Raw genomic sequence first — 19,648 nt, 5'->3', positions numbered from 1 at the left:
TGCGCCGTCCTCGTGCGTTCAGATATCGGCCGCCATCAGGATCTTGCCCTGGCCGTTGCGGATCTGCACCGTCTTCAACTGGTCCGCGGCCACCGCGGTGGTGCCGTCCGGGGTGTAGACCTGACCCGGCTTCGCCGTCCACTCGGCGAGTTTGGAGCCCGTACCGTCCGCACGGACCACCCACAGCGACAGATTCCACGTATAGACCTCACCGGATTGCGGGTAGTTGCACCACATTTCGACCCGGGTCTGCCCGTCCACCGTCTGCACCTTGAAGGTGGCCACGATCGGCATATCGGTGGTCTGCGCCCGCAGCGGCCCCTGCGCCACCACCTGCACGGCCGCCGGTGCTTGCTGATGCCCGGTCACCGACGCGGTGACCGGCACCGCGATCGCCACCGCGGCGGCGGCCGCCGCCAGCGTGCCGCCGATCGACCACCAGCGGCCCCGTCGCCGGCGCTTCTCCGCCCTGCCGGCCAATGCCGGCAGCAGCCGCTCCGGAATCGGCGGCACCGTCGAGGGCGGATCCTCCTGCGCCGCAAGGGAAAGCGCCGTATCCGCATCCACCAGCGCGAGCAGTCCGGGCAGCCCGGCCAGCTTGGCCACCGCCGCGCGGCAGTGCTCGCAGCCGGCCAGATGCTCCTCGTACTCCCTGCGATCCTCGCGGGAGAGAGCGCCGAGCATGTAGGCGCCGTCCCACGTCGTGTAGCCGTCGCAGAGGTCGTGGCCCTCGGTCATCTCGTCACCCCCATCTCCTGCAACACCAAGCGCAATGCCCGCATGCCGTAATGCATCCGGGACTTCACCGTTCCCTCCGGGATCTCCAGCTCCTCGGAGATCTGGTGGGTGGACAGACCCCGATAGTAGGAACGGACGATCACCTCGCGGTGATCGATGCTCAACCGCGCCAGCGCATCCGCGACCAGCCAGCCGTCCAGCGCCCGGTCCGCCTGATCGGGTTCCGGCACCTCGGGCGGCCGATCGGTGCCGAACTCGCGGCGGCTGCGCGCACTGCGGTGTTCGTCCACGGCCAGATTACGGGCGACCGTGAACAGCCAGGCCCGCGCCGAGGTCGTGCTCTGATCCAGAATGTGCGGCCGCTGCCACGCGCGCAGCAGCGTCTCCTGCACGATGTCCTCGGCCCGGCCCGGATCGCCTACCAGCCCGAAGGTATAGCGCCACAGCGCCGCCGCATGCTCGGTGTAGAGCGCGCGGAGCAGAGCGGCCTGATCATCCGGCATGTGCGCACCTCCGCAACGATCACGACACAGCGCTACCGCTGGTTCAGTTGCGCTCGAGCTCGATCGGATGCGTGGCGAGCAGGGACAGCGGGAGCGGCTGACGCCGCAGCACCTGCGCCCACAGATCGATACGGCCCGCCAGCGGATCGGTGGGCAGCGCGGACAGCACGATCCAATCGCCGCGGTCCATCTCGCCTTCCAGCTGACCGAAGGTCCAGCCCGCGTAACCCGCGAAGACGCGGATGCCCTCCACCAGCGGGGCGATCCGGTCCGGATCGGAATCCAGGTCCACCAGCGCCACCCGGCCGTCCACCCGCCGCAGCCCCGGGATACCCGCGAAGGAAGTGCCCACCTTCACCGTGGCCAGGCACAGGGCGGCATCGCGTTTCACGGGCCCGCCGAGGAACAGGGAGCGCGGCGGGGCGGCCAGATCGGCCCAATTGGGTAGCACGTCGTGCACGGGGGTATCGCTGGGTCTGTTCAGGATCACGCCCAGGCTGCCCGCGTCATTGTGCTCGATGATGTACACGACGGTGCGCCGGAAGGACGGCTCGACAAGATCAGTTGCGGACACCAGCAAGGTCCCAGGGCGTACCACCTGGTCCTCGTGCCGGAATTCGCGTCGAGAACGGTCACCGTGTTCTTCTGCGCGTGCCACGGAGTCATCATCGCACTGCGACACGGTAATTGCGTTGCTTAATTTGTTTTGCTGCGCAATTGCGCCGTCCCGGGGGCCCGGAATAGTTGTCCCGCATACCTTGCGGTTGGTCGCTATGGTGGCGGCTATGGAACGCCCCGAGGTGATCCTCGAGAACAGCGACGCCGTCTACGACTTCTATCGCGATCATCAGCAGAACCTGGTGCAGGCGAAGGCCGCGTACTGGTTGCTCGGGCGGCGGTACCGGCCTCGGGTGTCCTATGCGCCGGGGGCGCGGGAACGGCTGCGGGAACTCATCTCCCAGCGGCGGCCGCTGCTCATCGCCATCAACCATCTCTCACAGCTGGATCCGTACACGGTCGCGGCGGCGGCCTGGCGCAGCGGGCTACGGCCCGTCATCGGGCGGACCCGGGTCCTCGCCAAGGACGAACTCTTCATCGAACCGAAGCTGCGCGAGCGCATCGACATGATGGGCGGGATACCCGTCTTCCGCGGGAAGGACCACGGCCTCCGCGCGGTGAATGCCGCCGGGCAGCGCATGATCGACATCTGCGCCGAACGCATGGCACGCGGGGACGGTATGGCGGTGTTCCCCGAGGGAACCTGCAACGACGTGGATCCGGCCCAGGTGCAGGCCGTCGGAACGGGCATCGGCCACATCGCCTTCCGGGCCGAGAGGCTCGGCGCGGATCCGGTGCTGGTGAGCCTGGGCCTGAGCTACGGACCGCGCCCCGACCCGAAGGTGGAGCCCACCAAGGAGGAAGCCCGCTCGGCGAGCTTCTACTTCGGGGTGCCCGTGCCGGCGCTGCCGACCAAACCCGCCGAGATCACGCGCATCGTGCGCGACGAACTGCAGACGGCGCTGGACGGGGCCGTGAAAGCGTATTGAGCAGGGGCGGCCTACTGCTGCGGCAGGCCCAGCCGCTGTCTGGACCAGTGCGGGACCAGCTCCAGATACTCGGGCCGGGACTCCACGAAATGGTGCACCATCGGGCACAGCGGCAGGATGCCGAAGCCTTCGTCACGGGTCTGATCCAGCGCGCCCTGGACGATCTTGCGACCGTAGCCCCGGCCCTCGTAACGGGGATAGATCTCGGTGTGCACGAAGGCACGCTCGTTGGCGGTGTCCTGGTACGCGGCGACACCGGCGAGATTTCCGTCGACGTACAGCTCGAAGCGATCCAGCTCGGAATTCTTGCGGACCGCTATCGACTCGCTCGACTCGCTCGACATGGGTTCGACGCTAGCTCGGCGCGCCCAGCTATTTGTCCGTTTGGGGCGCACTTCACCCCGGGCGTGTCGCCGCTTCGGAAGTTGATCACACTGGAGAGGTGACCGAAGCGCGAACGCGCCGGGTGATTCTGGCCCCGGACAAATTCAAGGGATCACTCACGGCCGCCCAGGCGGTCGCCGCCCTGGCCGCCGGTATCCACCGCACCGCACCCGGCACCGAGCTGCGGCAACTCCCGGTGGCGGACGGTGGCGACGGCACCGTGGACGCCTTCCTCGCCGCCGGCTGGGAACGCGTGCCGGTGGACTCCTTCGGGCCCACCCTCGCGCCGGTCGACACCGGCTACGCGGTCCGCGGCATCGACGCGGTCGTCGAACTCGCCGCGGTCAGCGGACTGGCGGAACTGCCCGGCGGACAAGCGGATCCACTGCATGCCAGCACCTACGGCGTCGGCGACGTGATCGGCGACGCCCTGGACCGCGGCGCCCGGCACATCGTGCTCGGCCTCGGCGGCAGCGCCTCCACCGACGGCGGAGCCGGACTGCTGCAGGCGCTCGGGCTGCGCATCCTCGATGCCGACGGGAACGAATTACCCTGCGGCGGGGCGGCACTCGCCCGCGCGGTCCGGGTGGACCGCTCCGGGCTGCATCCCGGTCTCGCCGACGCAAAGATCACGCTCGCCAGTGATGTCGACAATCCGCTGCTCGGCCCGAACGGGGCCGCGGCCGTGTACGCGCCACAGAAGGGCGCGGACCCGGAACAGATCGCGACCCTGGAAGCGGCACTGAAGAATTGGGCCGCCGTACTGGGACCCGAATGGGCCGACAAACCCGGCGCGGGCGCGGCCGGCGGCGCGGGGTTCGGCGCCATGGCCGTGCTCGGCGCGCGGGTGCGTTCCGGCATCGATGTGGTGCTGGACCTCATCGGTTTCCGCGACGAACTCGCCCACGCGGGCCTGGTGATCACCGGTGAGGGCTCGCTCGACGACCAGAGTCTGGCCGGGAAGGCCCCGCTCGGCGTCTGCCAGGCCGCACAGGCGGCGGGCGTGCCGGTGATCGCCGTCGCCGGGCGGATCCGGCTCACCCCCGAACAGGTGACCGCCGCGGGCTTCACCGCCGCTTACGCCCTGTCCGACCTCGAACCGGATCCGGCCCGCAGCATCGCCAATGCCGGTGCGCTGCTGGAACGTATCGGGGAAATCATTGCCGCACCGGACAATTCGATCAGACCGCCGGTATGAGAGTTCCGGCCGCGAGCCGATCGCGGTGCTGCTCACCCCACTGCTCCAGGGGGCGTAGCGCCGCGTTCAGCTCCCGGCCGATCGCGGTGAGCGAATACTCCACGCGCGGCGGGATTTCCGGGTAGATCTCGCGGTGCACGATGCCGCTCGCCTCCAGCTGCCGCAGATTCTCGGCCAGGACCTTCTCGCTGACGCCGGTTAGTAGACGGCGGATCTGCCCGAAACGCCGCGGACCGTCACCCAGCACCCACATCAGGTGCAACTTCCACTTGCCGCCCACGGCGTCGATGGCCACGGACATGCCGCACACCTGGTGAGCTGTGTCACTGTCGATACTCATCGCGACCTCCTGACCAGATTCCGAACCTTCAGGTAAGCAACCCCACTCGAACGTGCGGTCTTCCCGAGGCTACCGATCGGCACCGACGATCTACCCATGTCAGCAACGCAGCGATCAGTCACCGTCCTCGGTCTCGGCCCCATGGGGCAGGCCATGGTCCGGGCCTTCCTGAAGGCCGGAGTCGCCGTCACCGTCTGGAACCGCAGCCCCGAAAAGGCCGAAGCCATGGCCGAACTCGGCGCCACCCGGGCCGCCACCGCGGCCGCGGCGCTGGATGCGAACGAGCTGGTGGTGCTCAGCCTCACCCACTACGACGCCATGTACACCGTGCTCGAGCCGGCCGCGGATCACCTGCGCGGCAAGGTCATCGCGAACCTGTCCTCCGATTCGCCGGAGCACGCTCGCCGGGGTGCGGCCTGGGTGCGCGCGCACGGCGCCGAATTCCTTTCCGGCGGAGTCATGTCCGCGGGCGACAATATCGAGCACCCGGCCTCGTACATCTTCTACAGCGGTCCGCGCGAGGCATTCGACGCCCACGCGGAACTGCTGCTACCGCTGAGCCCGCAGGAGTACCTGGGCGCGGATGACGGCCTGGCGCAAGTGTTCTACCAGGGCCTGCTCACCATCTTCCATCCCTGGCTGCTCGCCTTCGACCAGGCCACCGCCATGATCGAACGGTCGGGACACGATATCGCGCAGTTCGTTCCGTTCGCGGTGCGGTCCAATGCCGCCTTCCCCTACTTCATGGAGCAGTTCGCACTCGAGAACCAGCAGGGCGGCTGGGCCGACGTCCCCGGGCTACGGATGATGGACGCGGGCGCGCAGCACATCATCGAAGCCAGCGAGGAGGTCGGCGTGGATGCCACCCTGTCGCACACCGCGCAGGCGTTCTGGCGCAAGGCCGTTGCCGCCAGCGCGGATGCGGGCAGGGCGGTGTCCACGTACGAACTCATGCGTGGTTAAGCGGTCGCCGAATCGACGCGCGGCGCCGCCTCCGAACCGATGCGCGGGAAGGGGGCGATCGAGAAGATCACCTCCACCGTCACTTCGAAGTACTGGGCCAGGCGCAAGGCCAGGTGCAGGCTCGGACTGTATTCGCCACGCTCCAGATAGCCGACAGTCTGATAGTGCACGCCCAGAGCCTCGGCCAGTTGCCGCCGCGAGATGCCGCGCTCGGCGCGCAGCATCGCGATCCGGTTGTAGATGACCTCAGTAGGCACGCTGCATGGCCTTCTCGCGGCGGGCCGCCACGACCGATCCGGATTCGCGGCGAGCCATGCGGCGCAACAGCGCCGGGGCCAGCAGCAGACCCAGCACCGCCCACGCGCCCAGCACCGCGACGGTCTCGAGCTGCCGCCACGAATGGGTCAGCTCCACCACCGAGGCACTGTCCGGCAGCAGCGCCGAACGCATGCCCAGGCCCAGCCAGTAGATCGGGAACACCTGCGCTATCGCCTGCAGCCAGCCGGCCAGGCCGGTGATCGGATAGAAGATTCCGGAGATCGCCACGAGACCCATGATGGGGAACGAGACGAACCCGATGCTGCGCGGGTTGCTGAACACCGAACCGATGATCGCACCGATCGGCAACGTCGCCAGCAGACCCAGCAGCAGCATCCCGATCAGCGTCACCCACGCGCCGACCGTGTCCAGCGCCACCCCGCCGATGGCGACCACACCGAACACCAGAACCACCACCACCTGAACCAGCGTCATGCCCGACACCGCGACGATCTTGCCGATCAGGTAGCCCAGCATGCCGTTGGGAGTCGCCTTGGCGCGCAACAGGGTTCCGTCCTCACGATCCACCGCCAGGGCCTGCGCCACACCGAACATGCCGGTGAACGCCACCAGCATGCCGAGCAGGCTCGGCAGCGCCAGCGAACCCAGACCCACGCCGGTGCCCTGGAAATGGCTGTTGCGCAGGAAGAACACCGCGACCAAGCTGGCCACCGGCCAGAAGAACTGGGTGAAGATGTCCATACCACTGGTGAGCGTCTGCATCAGCTCGATCCGGCCGCGGCGGAAACCGGCGCGCACCGCCATCGTGATCGGGAGCGGATTCGATACCCCCGTCGAATTCATCGAACCTCCTCCAGACTGCGGAGCTCGGAGTCGCCCGTACCGGACTCGAAGCGCTGCACCAGGGTCATATAGGTGTCCTCCAGCGAGGCGCGCCGCACCTCCAGCTCCTCGATCTGTTCCCCGTACTGCTGGAACAGCTCGTAGACGAACTTGGTGGATTCGGTGGTCGTGTGCACGAAACGCTGACCGTCCCGCGTCCACTTCACCTCGGCCTCACCGGCGATGCGGCGTGAGAGCTGATCGGCCGAACCGTCCGCGATGATGCGGCCGCCGGCCAGGATCAGGATGCGGTCGGCCAGTTTCTCCGCCTCGTCCAGATCATGGGTGGTGAGCAGAATGGTGGTCGCGTCGTCGTCTGCGAGGCGGTGCACCAGATCGTGGAATTCGCGGCGGGCCTGCGGATCGAAGCCGGCGGTGGGCTCGTCCAGGAACAGCAGCTCGGGGCGGCCGACAATACCGATGGCCACGTCCAGGCGGCGGCGCTGGCCGCCGGACAGGGTCATGGCCTTGGCGTTCGCGTGCTCCGTCAAGCCGACCGCGGCAATGAGTTCGTCCGTGTCCCACGGCCTCTCGATGGCCTCGGTGGAGTACGGCGCATAGAACATGCCCAGGTAGTCGAGCAGTTCGCGGACGCGCCATTTGCCGTGGTCGCGCCAGGATTGCAGGACCACGCCGAGGCGCGCTCGCCAGGCCTCGTCGCCGTGCGCGGGGTCCGTGCCCAGCACCTCGACCCGTCCCGCGGAACGCATACGGAAGCTCTCGAGGATTTCGATCGTCGTCGTCTTGCCCGCGCCGTTCGGACCGAGCAGGACCAGTACTTCGCCCTTGCGGGCCTGAAAGGTGACGTCGTGCAGTACATCTCGGGTGCCGTAGCGCATTCGCAGGCCTTCGACGTCGAGCGCGACGTCTTCACCGACCGTCATCAACTACCCCTCCGTAACGGAAATCCGATCGGATGTAGCATATCTACTACATTTTGCAGTCGACAAGCTATTTACCCGGGCACGAAAAAGGCCCGGCTCCGAGGAGCCGGGCCCGGCGTAAGCCGAGGTCAGCGGGTGCAGAGGAATTCGATGGCGGCGGCGTAGCCCTGGATGCCCATGCCCGCGATCACCGCGGTCGCGATGGGGGAGACATAGGAGTGGTGCCGGAACTCCTCGCGGGCATGCACATTGCTGATGTGCACCTCCACGATCGGCACCTCAGGGATCACCAGGGCGTCGCGTAAGGCCACCGAGGTGTGGGTCAGGCCGCCGGGGTTGATGACCAGCCCCGAGACGAACCCGCGCGCCGCGTGGATCCGGTCGATCAGGGCGCCTTCGTGATTGGACTGGAAGTCCTCCACCTCGCGCCCGAACCGCGCCGCGGTCTTGCGGCACAGTTCCACCACATCGGCGAGGGTGTCGGCGCCGTACACCTCGGGCTGGCGGGTGCCCAGCATGTTCAGGTTCGGGCCGTTGAGCACCAGGATCGGACCGGAATCAGCCATGCTGGACACCCTAGTCCTACAGGCCCTGCGGGCCTTCGGAGCGCAGGTCGTCGACTTTTCGCATGGCGGAACGGAGTTCCTCCAGCCATTCCTCCGCATGCTTGCCCGCCAGCCGGACCGTCCAGGCGAGGGCATCGGAGCGGGATCGCGCCACGCCCGAATCGACCAGCGTGTCGAGCACCTTGCGTTCGGGCTGGCGCAATCGCGTCATGACCGGAACCGCCAGATGGGTGAACATGATTCGCTCGCCGTCGACGGTGATGCCCCAGGCCACATTGCGGCCGTAGCGGGCCTGCGCCTCCTGGGCGATCTGCATGCGCGCCGGGCGGGTGGACTCCCGGAATCGGGAGACGAGGCCCTCGACGGTGGCCTTGGGTACCTCGGCGGGCGGCGTGTCCTGCGGGGTGTCGCCGGTTTCCGCGGCCGCGGGTTCGGCTGTGGGAAGGGGTAGTTCGCCGATCACGACGATCTCGTCGCGATCGGTCTCGAGGGTGGCGGGCCCGGTGAACCAGTCGGCTGGCAATCGGCCAGCGAACCAGTCGGCCGCATCTGCGGCGTCCGGCAGGTCGGCTTGCTGCCAGCCGCCGGGACGTCCGAAGCCGTGTCCGCGATGTCCGTGTCTCATCTCGATCACTCTCACTTACTGCATGGAGTTGTAATGCTGATTACAACGTTACGTCGATTCCTGATGCCTGGGTTCCGCTCTGGGAGAACGTGGTTCGGCCGCCGGGCCGGAATCGGCGCCCGAGGCTGTCACCTGCGCGAACCGGGCGGTCGGTGATGGCACGAACACGCCACGGTCTGTAACCGACCGGTGATCATGTAAGTGGTCACTGGTGACCGATTTCGGCACTATGGTGGAGCTCAGTGCAAGCACGCCTGATGGAAAGGGGACGCGGCGAGCAGTCGAAACGCGGTACCGTGGTCCTGTTGCTGATGTGGCAAGAGTGAAGAGTGGGCGATATGGATGTGTGGGGATCCCGCCGCTTCCGGGTCCGGGGAGCAATCGCACTCGCGGCCGTGGCGGCTGTGGCGATCGGGATGGGGTCGTGTGCGGTTCGCGACCGGAAGACCGGTGCGGAGGCCGTGGTCGAGGACTTCACCACAGCCATCGACAAGAGGGATTACGACGGCGCGGCACAGCTCACGTCGTACCCGAGCGGAGCTTCGGCAACGCTGAAGCAAGTCTTCGCCGGACTCGACCCGGGCAAGCCCGACTATCACGTGACCCAGTACATCGGGCTGGACAACACCACCGGCCTGTTCAGCATGACCGGCACCTGGAACTTCGGTGAGAACCGGAACTGGAAATACGATCTCCAGGGCACCGTCCGCAAACTCAGTGTCGGCTGGCGCATCTCATGGGATCCGACCGTCGTCATGCCGCAGCTGGACTCGAAGCGCACGGTCAAACTCGTCAGCACCGAGGCCCTGCCCCCGCCCAAGGTCAACGACATCGTCGGCGCGCCGCTGCTGACCGAGCAGAACATCAATGTCATCGAGCTGGACCCGGCCAAGACCAACGACCCCGTCGCCTCCAGCAACGCCCTCGCCGACGCCATCTCCCCGGTGGCGCCGCTCATCACCGGACCGTCTCTGCTGCAGCAGCTCTCGGCCTCCAAGGGCAAACCCGTTGTCGCGGTGGACCTGCGCGACGGCGACTTCGCCATTCTGCAACCGCGCATGGCGAACATCCCCGGCGTGGTCATGCTGCAGCAGCCCAAGCTCGTCGCCGCCGACCGGCGCGTCTGGTCGCCGCTGCTGGACGCGCTCACCAATGTCTGGCAGACCAACCGGGACCAGCACGCCGGCTGGGGTGTGCAGCTCTTCGAACCCGACGGCAAATTCGTCACCCAGCTCGCCGGCGAACAGGGCCCGCCCGGACCGGATATCGCCGCCACCATGGACCAGCGGCTGCAGCGCGCGGCCGAGGACGCCGTGGTGAGCGTGGGCACGGCCGCCTCCATCGTGGCCATCCAGCCGTCCTCCGGTGCGGTCGTGGCGGCCGCGCAGAACAATTACGCCAGCCAGATCGGCGACAATGTGGCCTTCACCGGCACCTATCCGGTGGGCGGCATGATCGAGCTGTTCAAGAACGTCGCCGCGGTGACCAAAAAGAAAGCGCCGCAGGACGTATCGGTGGGTGACGCCGCCGATGCCGCGAGCATGCTCGGCGTCGGCATCGACTTCAAGATCCCCGGCCTGGACGAGACCACCGGCCGCCTGCCCACCGGGCAGAACGCCGCCGAGAACGTGGGCCGCGGCAATGCCGCGGATTCGCTGCTGGCCAGCCCCTGGGGTATGGCCATCGCCGCGGCCGCCGTCGCCAACGGTCAGGTGCCCAAGCCGATGATCACCATCGGCCAGCCCGCCACCACCGAAGCCGATCTCGCCGCGCTGCCCGGCGACGTCACCGACCGCCTCCGCGGCATGCTGCACGACGGCGCGGGCGCCCCCGAGAACGTCAGCCTCGCCCGCTACCAAGGCGTGCAGGCCTACTCGGCCACCTCCGGCGCCAACGGCTGGCTCATCGCCACCATGGGCGACCTGGCCTTCGCCATCCACATCGACTCCCCCGACGCGGGCGACGCCCCCGCCCGCATGGCCGCCCGCCTCCTGCAGTCCCTCGCCAGCCCGGACGGCGCCTGACCGATCGACCCATACACACGAAGCCCTGGCCCCGTCCAAAAGGACGGGGCCAGGGCTGTTCTGGGGCGGTACCCGGCCGCCGGCCCGTACCCGCGCACCGCAGGTGCGCGGGTGTGCCGCTCTCTGGCCGGTGCCTCGCGGCCCTGGGAGGTTTCGGGGCGGTAGCTCCGAGGAAGGTGGGTGCATCTCGAGAGTCGGGTGTCTTTGCACAGTGGGGTGGCCGGGGGCCGTTAACCTTTGGCCCGTGAAGAAACTGGTGCCGTTCGCCGTCGATGTCGTGCTCGTGGTGCTGTTCTGTGTGATCGGGCGCCGCAGCCACGACGAAGCGGTGGCTGCCGGGCTGCTACGCACGGTATGGCCGTTCGGCACCGGGTTGCTGCTGGGCTGGGTGATCGCCATCGCGGTCGCATCCGGGCGTGAAGGGGTAAGCGCGGCAAAGCGTTTCGATGCGCGCGCGGTGTACCCGACCGGTGTCATCGTATGGCTGAGCACCCTGATCGGCGGCATGCTGCTGCGCGTGGTCAGCGGTCAGGGCATCGCGTTCAGCTTCGTGCTGGTCGCGGCCACCGCGCTGGCCCTGTTCCTGCTCGGCTGGCGGGCCGCCGTCAAGGCGCTGCGCTGACCGGTCAGGCCGTGGCCCCGCCCTCGGCGGGCGGCGGCGCCGGGCGGCGGCGCTCGGCGACCAGTGGCGTGCCGCGTTCCTCGAATTCCTTCTCGAACTCGTCATCGCCCGCCTGCGGCTTGCGGAACAGGAAGAGGAAGACGATCCAGCCCATGATGGCCACCAGAATGAAGCTGACCAGGCGGTAGAGGAACGCCGCCGCCACCGCTTGCGCGGCCGGCAGCCCCGCGGCGGCGCTCAGCGAATAGATCAGCGTCGCATCCACGTAGACGATGCCGCCCGGCGCCAGCGGAATGGTGCCGACCGCCTTACCGGCCGCGAACGCCAGCATCAGTCCCGCCCAGCGCGGATCGCCGCCGACCGCGTAGCAGGCCGCGCCCAGGCAGGCCACGTCCGCGATCCGGTGGATCAGCGCCCACAGCGTCACCCACGCGCCGTCGCGGCGGCCCAGGTCCACGGACTCCAGCTGGTCCAGGATCTCGGCGACCTTCGACATGCCGGTGTCCGCGGGCTTGTGCCGAATCTTGTTGATCCAGCCCAGGATTCGCCGCACCACCGCCTCGACACCGCCCGGATGCCGGGAAATGTAGTTGAAACCCCAGATCAGCAGCGCGACCGCGCCCAACGTCAGGATCACCTTGGTGATGCCGACCCGCCCGCCGGCCAGCACGGTGCCGAACAGGCCGAGCAGCACCAGCCCGGTCGCCGCCACCACGCCGGACATGACCAGCTGCCACGACGCCACGATCGGGCTCGCGCCCCAGCGCCGCATGTGCCGGTAGGTGAAGGCGGTCGAGAACACCTGCCCGGCCGGCAGCGTCAATGACATTCCGGTGGAGCCGTACACGACGGCCAGCGATTTCCGCGGGCTCACGTCGACGCCGCCGGCATGCAGCAGCTGTTTCTGGATCTGCCCGAATCCGCTCATGGAAACCACCTGCATGGCGATGCAGGCGGCGACCCAGCCCCAATGGATTTCCGTCAGGTTCTTCCAGGATTCGTGCAGCCGGGGATATAGATAAACGCCTTCGGAAATCAAGAGCGCCAGCAGCGCGGCGCCGAGAACCCATTTGGCCCACCAGAACCTGCCACGGCGTGAGTTCTCCGCGGCCGGCGCAGGTTCACCGGCGAGCTCATGAGCCGTCACGAGGTCAGCCTAACGAACTCGCAACGGCCTCGTCTGCATCCGTCGGGCCGGTGGTTTCCCGGGGCCAGGCCAGCCGGGTTTTCCGGCGGCGTCCACGCAGCTGTACATCTTCTCCGGTCTGCCAATGCCGCTGCTCTTCCTCGTCGGCGAAAAACAGCGCGCTACTGGAGGTGAGGGTGCGTTCCGGCCGGTCTTTCGCTAGTTCGGTGAGGCGCGACGCCTCGTTCACCGGGTCGCCGATGACGGTGTACTCGAATCGATTTGCCCCACCGATATTTCCCGCCACCGCCAGGCCCGCGGACACCCCGATGCCGATATCCAGGCCGGGCACCTCCCGCAGGGCTTCCCGCAGCTCACGGGCTGCGGCGAGGGCCGCGGTCGGGGCATCCGGGCGGTCCAGGGGTGCGCCGAAGATGGCCAGTGCGGCATCACCCATGAATTTGTTGATGAGCCCGTGATGCCGGTCCACCACGTCGACCACCACGCGGAAGAACTCGTTGAGCAGGCTGACGACTTCGGTCGGCGGGCGTTCCGCCGCGGTCGCGGTGGAACCGACCATATCGACGAACAAGACCGCCACGAATCGGGTTTCCCCGCCGAGTTCGGTGCCGTACTCGAGGGCCCGCCGTGCCACCTCTTCACCGACATGCTGGCCGAATAATTCCTGCAGTTCACGGCGTTTGGCCGCTTCGCCCATCATTCGGTTGAAGCCAACCTGCAGCAGCCCGATTTCCGAACCGTCGAATACTTCGACCTGCACATCCCGGGCGCCTTCCTGCACCCGATCGATGGCCTGGCTGAGCTGGCGGATCGGATCGGAAATAGAAGAACCCGTGAGCATGGAAAGCGCCAGCGCCTGCATGATCACCACACCGCACAGCAGCAGAATCGATACCGCCAGCGACTGAGCGGAAAACTGTACGCGCGAGGAAATCTGGGTGACGCACAGCAGCACGATGGCAATCGTCGGCGCGAAAGTGCCCATGCCCCAGGTCATCGCCATCCGGGTGCCGACACCCGCGGTCAGGGTGTGGTCGAAAGCGCCCGTGGTCAGCGCCTCCGCTGCCACCGGGCGCAGGATTCGTTCACCCAGCATGTAGGTGAAGCCGAAAACGATGGTGGCGGCCATGCATTCGGTGACGATCACCGCGGCCGCCAGTTCGCGGGCTCGGGCGATGATGAGCGAGGCCATCACCGCGCCGCCGATCAGCCACAGCACCAGGTGCACGATGGACTGCCGCAACGGTGCGTGCAGGGCGGCCATCTGCTCCTGCCGGCTCGGCGGGCCGCCGCGCACCTGCCAGCGCATGACCGGGCGCAGCATCAGCGCCGACGAGCTCACGCTCATCAGGCCGCCGATGAAGAAGATCAGGAACGGAATCAGCAGCCCGGTCTGGCGGCTCGCGCTGGAACTGCCCTCCGGCACCGGCAGCCCGTATTGGATGAACGCCCACACCAGGACAGCGCCGAACGCGTTGGCCGCGAGCATCGAAGCCAGGTACAGCGGCCAGCGGGTTTGCATGGTCTGTTTGACCGCTTCCAGAGGCGCTGACACGCTCACCAATCTAGCGTTTCGATCACGCATTCGACTCGATGAGGTTTGGGTCACCCGCGAGCGGGGCACGCGCGCGGGCGCCGCCCCGGACACATGTGACCCAGTAGGCTCGCTGGCGTGAGCGAGGGACAGGCCGGGCCCGGCCCCGGCGGCAAGGCCGGCTGGACGCGAAATCAGGATGCCGCGGCCGTGACTCCACTGGTGCGGCAGACCGCCGAATGGTCGTGGCGACTGCTGCTCATCCTGGCCGCGGGCCTGGCGCTGGCCTATCTGGCGGAGAAGCTCGCCACCGTCACCATTCCGATTTCGATCGCGCTGCTGGGTGCGGCGCTGCTGTCACCGCTGGTGGACTTCCTGCAGCGGCTGGGGGTGCCGCGGGCGATCGGCGTGTTCGTGGCGCTGGTGGGTTCGCTGGGCCTGCTCGCCGGGATCATGACCTTCGTCATCGAGCAGTTCGTGAACGGTGTGCCGCAGCTGTCGGACGAGTTCAAGACCTCGATCACCAAGATCCAGAACTGGCTGATCAACGGCCCGCTGCATCTCAGCAACGAGCAGATCCGCAATGCGGGCGACACCATCGTCAAGACCATCGAGAAGAATCAGGACTCGCTGACCAGCGGCGCGCTCACCACCGCCACGGTCATCGGCGAATTCTTCACCGGCGCCTTCCTGACCCTGTTCATCCTGATCTTCTTCCTCTACGGCGGGGATCAGATCTGGAACTTCATCACCAAGATCATCCCCAATAAGGAGCGGGAACGCGTCCGCACCGCGGGGCGTCTCGGCTTCGGAACGCTCACCGGGTTCGTGCGCGCCACCGTCATGGTGGCCGGGGTGGACGCCATCGGCATCGGCGCGGGCCTGGCCATTCTCAATGTGCCGCTGGCCCTTCCACTGGCCTCACTGGTGTTCATCGGCGCCTTCATCCCGATCATCGGTTCCTTCATCGCCGGTTCGGTGGCCGTGTTCATCGCGCTCATGACCAAGGGTCTGGTGACCGCGCTGATCGTGCTGGGCATCACCATCGCGGTCATGCAGCTGGAAGGCCATGTGCTGCAACCACTGCTGATGGGCCGCGCGGTGCGGATCCATCCGCTGGCCGTGGTGCTGGCCATCGCCACCGGCATCGTGCTGGCCGGGCTGGTCGGCGGGCTGCTGGCCGTGCCGTTCGTGGCCGTGATCAATACCGCCGTCCGGTCGCTGATCGCCGACTCACCCCAGGAGCGGTACCAGGAACTGCATACCGGGCATCCGGACGAACCCATGTACGCGGCCGAACCCGACGCCGACCCGAGTCCCGGCCGCTTCGACGCACCCGACCCCGCGGGCCGGACCAATAACGCGCCCGTAGCCGGAAACCACCGGGCCGAGCCGCCGAAGCCGTCCGGTGACGCCGCGGACTGAACCCGGCCCGCCCGCCGAACCCGACCCGGACGCCGCGGCCACCGCGCCGCTGTGGCGGGCCGTCCAGGCGTTCCGGCTGGTCACCCTGCTGTACGCGGTGGGCCAGCAGGTCGCGTCGGTACCGCATTACACCGATCAGCGGCTCAGCTGGGTGCTGATCGCGCTCATGGCCGTGTGGTCCGGGGTATCGGCGGTGTTGTTGTCGCAGTGGCGGATCCAGCATTCGCCCCGCATCCGCACCGCGGTGGTGCTCGGCGATCACGTGGTGGTCATCGCGCTGATCTTCGCGACCCGGCTGATCGCGAACTACGACTGGTATCACGGGCATCAGACCCTGCCGACCACGCTGTGGGCGGCCAATGCCGTTGTCTCGGCGGCGATTCTGTGGGGGCCGCTGGGCGGTGTCTGCTCGGGTCTGCTCATTGCCGCGGCCGTCGTCACCGCCCGCGAACAATGGGACCTGGATGTGTGGCGCGACGCCACCGCGCCCGTGCTGATCTCGGTCGGCCTGGCGCTGGGGCTGGCCGCGAATACCGCGCGCCGCGCCCAGCAGCAATTGCAGCGCGCGGTGCGGCTCACCGCCGCCGCGCGGGAACGGGAGCGCCTGGCGCGCGAAGTGCACGACGGAGTGCTGCAGGTACTCAGCTACATCAAGCGGCGCGGCACCGAAATCGGCGGACCCACGGCCGAACTCGCGCAACAAGCGGGCGAACAGGAGGTCGCGTTGCGCGTCCTCATCTCCGAACAGGGTGAACGCGCCGACGTCGGCGGGCCCGAACAGGACCTGCGGCCACTGCTGACCGCGCAGGCCACCCCCGTCGTCTTCATCGCCACGCCGGGTGATCCGGTGCCGCTCGGCCATTGGGAGGCCCGCGAACTGTCGGCCGCCGTCGCCGCCGCGCTCGCCAATGTCGTCCAGCACGCCGGTCCGGGCGCGAAAGCCTATGTGCTGCTGGAGGACACCGGAGACGAACTGATCGTCAGCGTCCGCGATGACGGCCCCGGCATCGCCCCCGGACGGCTCGCCGAGGCTGAAGGCCAAGGGCGCATGGGTGTTTCGCGCTCCATCGTCGGCCGCATCGCCGCCCTCGGCGGGACGGCTCAGCTGCTGTTCGAGGCGCACGGCGACAGTACCGGGGAAGGGCTCGGCGCGGAGTGGGAATTCCGGGTGCCGCGGCCGCCACGCCACTAGACCCGACAATGGAATGACCGACACGGAATGACCGAACGGAAGGAGGCCGAGATGTCCGAAACCGGAGCGGAGCAGCGGATTTCGATCATGGTGGTCGACGATCACCCGATCTGGCGGGACGGCGTCGCCCGCGATCTGGCCGAGGCCGGCTTCGAGGTGGTGGCCACCGCCGACGGCGTCGGCGCCGCCGGTCGCCGCGCCGCGGCCGTGCAACCCGCGGTCGTCCTCATGGATATGCAGCTGCCCGACGGCAATGGCGCCGATGCCACCGCGGAGGTGCTGCGCGTCTCACCGCGCACCCGGGTGCTGGTGCTCTCCGCCTCCGCCGAACGCGACGACGTGCTCGACGCCATCAAGGCCGGCGCCACCGGATATCTGGTGAAGAGCGCCTCGGCCACCGAACTCGCCGATGCCGTCCGCGCCACCGCCGCCGGTCAAGCCGTCTTCACCCCGGGTCTGGCGGGTCTGGTTCTCGGCGAATACCGTCGCATCGCCAACACGCCGCCCGACCAGGACGAACCCCACCGCCCGGCGCTCACCGACCGGGAGACCGAGGTGCTGCGCATGGTCGCGAAGGGCCTGTCCGCCAAGCAGATCGCCACCCGCCTCCAGCTCAGCCATCGCACCGTGGAGAACCACGTGCAGTCCACGCTGCGCAAACTACAGCTCGCCAACCGTGTCGAACTGACCCGCTATGCGATCGAGCAGGGCCTCGAATAGTCGCCGTGAATATCGGGGTGGATCAGGGATTGCCCTGATGTGCGCGGGGGGATCGGCTGGTTAGCCTCGATGTATGGGAGGACCTGAAGCCATTCCCGCGGTCGAGACCGGTGCGCCTGCCGTGATCGGCGACCGCGATCTGCGGGTATCGGATGTGGAACGCGAACACGTCGGCCGGCTGCTGCAGCGCGCTGTGGGGCTCGGCATGTTGTCGCTGGGCGAATTCACCGAACGCATGGACACCGCGCTGGCGTCCAAGACGCGCGGGGAACTGAATTCGGTCCTGGTCGACCTGCCCGGTATCCGGCTCGCCGGACAGCCCGCGCCGCCGCCGGCGCGGTATGTGCATGCGCAGCGGGTGCCGGTGCAGCCCGGGCCCGGCAATCTCATCCGCGCCCGCATGTCGAGCATCACCCGTAAGGGCAGTTGGCAGGTGCCGCCGACGCTGTACCTCGACAATCGGATGGCTCATGTGGAGCTGGACTTCACCCAGGCCATCATGTCGACACAGGTGGTCGAGCTGCGAGTGGAGGACAAGTTCAGTCATATCGAACTGATCGTGCCCGCCGAGGCCACCGTCGATATGAACGGCCTGGACCTGATCGGATCCAGCATCGACAACAAGGTCCGCACCGGCCCGCCCATCGGACCGCTGCACCTGGTCCTGCTCGGTAATCTCCGATTCAGTTCGGTCACCGCCAAGCACCCCTTCGGCACGCACTGGCGGCGCTTCCTCAACGGTGCGTGACCGTACACGGAAGTGAAACGGCACCGGCGTCAATCGGTTTCAGCCGGTATCGTCACGGCATGGCGGTTGACGGCGCGGCAGACACGATTCCGGAATCACTGTTCCGCACCGGCCGTGGCGAACCCCTCCTGCTGCTGCACGGCGCCCTGCTGACCTGGGAATCCTGGATTCCCGTCCTCGATGACCTGGCCGCTGATTACAGCATTCTCGCGCCCACCTTCCCCGGTCACCGGGGCGGGCCCGAACCCGAGCAGCGGCCTGCCGTATTCACCAGCCTCGTCGATCACTGTGAGCGTCTCCTCGACGAATCCGATTGGCCCACCGCCCATATCGCGGGCAACTCGATCGGCGGCTGGGTGGCCTTCGAACTCGCGGCCCGCGGTCGCGCCCGGTCGGTCACCGCCATCGCCCCCGCCGGCCTTTGGCGCACCCCCGACTCGGCGGGCGCCCTGCTCCGCAAGTTCCGCACCTTCGGCCCGCTCCTCGGGCTCGGCGCGGACCGCACGCCCGCCGTCCCCGGCATGCTGCGCAGCCTCCTCCTCCCGCTGCTGGCCCACCGCCCCGCCGCGGTACCCAACCAGCTGGCGAAGGCCATGGCCGCCGCCGTCAGCTACTGCACCGTCACCGACGACCTGGCCGAAGACCCTTTCCTCCCAACAGGTTTCGACCTCACCACCCTCGACGTGCCCACCACCATCCTGCTCCCCGGCCACGACCGCGTACTCCCACCCCACATCTACGCCCCCCTCACCCCCACCCCCCTCATAGAAATCCACGCCCTCCCCGACACGGGCCACATCCCGATGCTCGAGGCCCCCGCCCCCATCACCACCGCCATCCGCGCCACCATCGCCCGTGCCGACGCCTCCCGAACGGCCTGACCACGTGGTTCGCACCGGCCGACTCGGGTAGGAATCGCCGCCGCGGCGGGGGTTTCTACTCATGACCGGCGACCGGCCCCGCCGAAAGGATGGCGGGTATGAATCTCGCCATCGATCCTCGGCTGATCGCCAGACTGTCGAATGAATTCGGCTCGCTCAGCGAGCAGATGGGCATCCTCGGCCACGACCTCGAAGCCCTGCGCCGCCAGGTCGTCGCCGCACAGCCACCGCCTCCGACCACACCGCCCGCCATGGGTTATCCGATGGCGGGCGGTGGCATGCCGGTCGCCCAGTGGCAACAACCCACGCCGGGAATGCCTGCGGCAAAGGTGGAGCCGGCTCCGCGCGGAGGGGAAGCGGAGGCGGCCACTGGTGGGAACGCGCCTCTCGTGCCACCCGCTGCCGGTAGTGCACAGGCCGTTCCTCATACGGGGCAACCTGTGTGG

The 19,648-nt window shown here is 68.1% G+C and carries 22 protein-coding genes; 10 read left to right on the top strand and 12 right to left on the bottom strand.

Annotation, left to right across the window (positions count from 1 at the left end):
• Positions 1-18: 18 nt before the first annotated feature.
• Genes ACIP5Y_RS46070 through ACIP5Y_RS46060 form a run of 3 tightly spaced genes read right to left on the bottom strand, consistent with a single transcriptional unit; the run spans position 19 to position 1,899 of the window.
• Positions 19-738, bottom strand: coding sequence for a zf-HC2 domain-containing protein (locus ACIP5Y_RS46070; protein WP_400360146.1), 720 nt, complete (start codon positions 736-738; stop codon positions 19-21).
• Positions 735-1,241, bottom strand: coding sequence for a sigma-70 family RNA polymerase sigma factor (locus tag ACIP5Y_RS46065; RefSeq protein WP_400360145.1), 507 nt, complete (start codon positions 1,239-1,241; stop codon positions 735-737). The genes ACIP5Y_RS46070 and ACIP5Y_RS46065 overlap by 4 nt, the downstream gene beginning before the upstream one ends.
• A 43-nt stretch (positions 1,242-1,284) precedes the next feature.
• Entirely contained in the window at positions 1,285-1,899 is a 615-nt protein-coding gene (locus ACIP5Y_RS46060; RefSeq protein WP_397007590.1) for a YqgE/AlgH family protein, read from the bottom strand.
• Between the two features lie 127 nt (positions 1,900-2,026).
• On the opposite strand from ACIP5Y_RS46060, the gene ACIP5Y_RS46055 reads away from it, so the two are divergent.
• Positions 2,027-2,788: a lysophospholipid acyltransferase family protein gene (locus tag ACIP5Y_RS46055; protein WP_400360144.1), complete on the top strand. Its 762-nt coding sequence runs from the start codon at positions 2,027-2,029 to the stop codon at positions 2,786-2,788.
• Between the two features lie 11 nt (positions 2,789-2,799).
• Here the strand turns inward: ACIP5Y_RS46055 and ACIP5Y_RS46050 are convergent, their stop codons facing one another.
• Positions 2,800-3,132, bottom strand: coding sequence for a GNAT family N-acetyltransferase (locus tag ACIP5Y_RS46050; RefSeq protein ID WP_400360143.1), 333 nt, complete (start codon positions 3,130-3,132; stop codon positions 2,800-2,802).
• 98 nt (positions 3,133-3,230) lie between these two features.
• Here ACIP5Y_RS46050 and ACIP5Y_RS46045 point away from each other — a divergent pair, with 98 nt between their 5' ends.
• The gene (locus ACIP5Y_RS46045; protein ID WP_400360142.1) at positions 3,231-4,370 is read left to right on the top strand and encodes a glycerate kinase; all 1,140 of its coding nucleotides are present in this window, start codon (positions 3,231-3,233) and stop codon (positions 4,368-4,370) included.
• On the opposite strand, the gene ACIP5Y_RS46040 is transcribed toward ACIP5Y_RS46045, so the two are convergent.
• A complete protein-coding gene (locus tag ACIP5Y_RS46040; RefSeq protein ID WP_400360141.1) occupies positions 4,354-4,710 on the bottom strand; it encodes a winged helix-turn-helix transcriptional regulator in 357 nt (118 codons plus the stop codon). The two genes, ACIP5Y_RS46045 and ACIP5Y_RS46040, sit on opposite strands and share 17 nt — an antisense overlap.
• Positions 4,711-4,806: 96 nt before the next feature.
• Between ACIP5Y_RS46040 and ACIP5Y_RS46035 the strand changes: the two genes are divergently transcribed.
• Positions 4,807-5,673 (top strand): NAD(P)-dependent oxidoreductase, encoded by an 867-nt coding sequence (locus ACIP5Y_RS46035; RefSeq protein ID WP_400360140.1) that lies wholly within the window; start codon positions 4,807-4,809, stop codon positions 5,671-5,673.
• Here the strand turns inward: ACIP5Y_RS46035 and ACIP5Y_RS46030 are convergent.
• From ACIP5Y_RS46030 to ACIP5Y_RS46010, 5 genes are all read right to left on the bottom strand, one after another.
• On the bottom strand, positions 5,670-5,930 hold the full coding sequence (locus tag ACIP5Y_RS46030; RefSeq protein WP_400360139.1) for a helix-turn-helix transcriptional regulator: 261 nt from the start codon (positions 5,928-5,930) through the stop codon (positions 5,670-5,672). The two genes, ACIP5Y_RS46035 and ACIP5Y_RS46030, sit on opposite strands and share 4 nt — an antisense overlap.
• Positions 5,920-6,795, bottom strand: a complete 876-nt coding sequence (locus tag ACIP5Y_RS46025; protein ID WP_400360138.1) for an ABC transporter permease — start codon at positions 6,793-6,795, stop codon at positions 5,920-5,922. The genes ACIP5Y_RS46030 and ACIP5Y_RS46025 overlap by 11 nt, the downstream gene beginning before the upstream one ends.
• The gene (locus ACIP5Y_RS46020) at positions 6,792-7,718 is read right to left on the bottom strand and encodes an ABC transporter ATP-binding protein (RefSeq protein WP_400360137.1); all 927 of its coding nucleotides are present in this window, start codon (positions 7,716-7,718) and stop codon (positions 6,792-6,794) included. Before ACIP5Y_RS46020 ends, ACIP5Y_RS46025 begins: the two co-directional genes overlap by 4 nt.
• 128 nt (positions 7,719-7,846) lie before the next feature.
• Entirely contained in the window at positions 7,847-8,284 is a 438-nt protein-coding gene (aroQ, locus tag ACIP5Y_RS46015) for a type II 3-dehydroquinate dehydratase (RefSeq protein WP_400360136.1), read from the bottom strand.
• 16 nt (positions 8,285-8,300) lie between these two features.
• Entirely contained in the window at positions 8,301-8,909 is a 609-nt protein-coding gene (locus tag ACIP5Y_RS46010; RefSeq protein ID WP_400360135.1) for a hypothetical protein, read from the bottom strand.
• 338 nt (positions 8,910-9,247) lie between these two features.
• Here ACIP5Y_RS46010 and ACIP5Y_RS46005 point away from each other — a divergent pair, with 338 nt between their 5' ends.
• Together ACIP5Y_RS46005 and ACIP5Y_RS46000 are read left to right on the top strand one after the other, a co-directional pair.
• On the top strand, positions 9,248-10,933 hold the full coding sequence (locus ACIP5Y_RS46005; RefSeq protein WP_400360134.1) for an NTF2-like N-terminal transpeptidase domain-containing protein: 1,686 nt from the start codon (positions 9,248-9,250) through the stop codon (positions 10,931-10,933).
• Between the two features lie 244 nt (positions 10,934-11,177).
• The gene (locus ACIP5Y_RS46000; RefSeq protein WP_397007566.1) at positions 11,178-11,555 is read left to right on the top strand and encodes a DUF3054 domain-containing protein; all 378 of its coding nucleotides are present in this window, start codon (positions 11,178-11,180) and stop codon (positions 11,553-11,555) included.
• Positions 11,556-11,559: 4 nt separating this feature from the next.
• Here the strand turns inward: ACIP5Y_RS46000 and ACIP5Y_RS45995 are convergent, their stop codons facing one another.
• Positions 11,560-12,702, bottom strand: a complete 1,143-nt coding sequence (locus tag ACIP5Y_RS45995) for a YbhN family protein (RefSeq protein ID WP_400360133.1) — start codon at positions 12,700-12,702, stop codon at positions 11,560-11,562.
• A 4-nt stretch (positions 12,703-12,706) separates the two neighbouring features.
• Positions 12,707-14,224 carry an adenylate/guanylate cyclase domain-containing protein gene (locus ACIP5Y_RS45990; RefSeq protein ID WP_400360294.1) on the bottom strand — a complete coding sequence of 506 codons (1,518 nt, stop codon included), beginning with the start codon at positions 14,222-14,224 and terminating at the stop codon, positions 12,707-12,709.
• Positions 14,225-14,446: 222 nt separating this feature from the next.
• Between ACIP5Y_RS45990 and ACIP5Y_RS45985 the strand changes: the two genes are divergently transcribed.
• From ACIP5Y_RS45985 to ACIP5Y_RS45965, 5 genes are all read left to right on the top strand, one after another.
• On the top strand, positions 14,447-15,661 hold the full coding sequence (locus tag ACIP5Y_RS45985) for an AI-2E family transporter (protein ID WP_400360293.1): 1,215 nt from the start codon (positions 14,447-14,449) through the stop codon (positions 15,659-15,661).
• Complete coding sequence (gene macS, locus ACIP5Y_RS45980; protein ID WP_400360132.1) at positions 15,645-16,853, top strand: MacS family sensor histidine kinase; 1,209 nt, start codon at positions 15,645-15,647, stop codon at positions 16,851-16,853. The genes ACIP5Y_RS45985 and macS overlap by 17 nt, the downstream gene beginning before the upstream one ends.
• Positions 16,854-16,904: 51 nt before the next feature.
• Positions 16,905-17,573, top strand: a complete 669-nt coding sequence (locus ACIP5Y_RS45975; protein WP_397007560.1) for a response regulator — start codon at positions 16,905-16,907, stop codon at positions 17,571-17,573.
• Positions 17,574-17,697: 124 nt separating this feature from the next.
• Positions 17,698-18,321 carry a DUF1707 domain-containing protein gene (locus tag ACIP5Y_RS45970; protein WP_400360292.1) on the top strand — a complete coding sequence of 208 codons (624 nt, stop codon included), beginning with the start codon at positions 17,698-17,700 and terminating at the stop codon, positions 18,319-18,321.
• A 59-nt stretch (positions 18,322-18,380) separates the two neighbouring features.
• Positions 18,381-19,202, top strand: coding sequence for an alpha/beta fold hydrolase (locus tag ACIP5Y_RS45965; RefSeq protein ID WP_400360131.1), 822 nt, complete (start codon positions 18,381-18,383; stop codon positions 19,200-19,202).
• Positions 19,203-19,648 lie beyond the last annotated feature (446 nt).

This window comes from Nocardia sp. NPDC088792 (assembly GCF_044750615.1).
Lineage (GTDB): Bacteria > Actinomycetota > Actinomycetes > Mycobacteriales > Mycobacteriaceae > Nocardia.
This window is presented reverse-complemented; position numbering and strand designations above follow the sequence as displayed.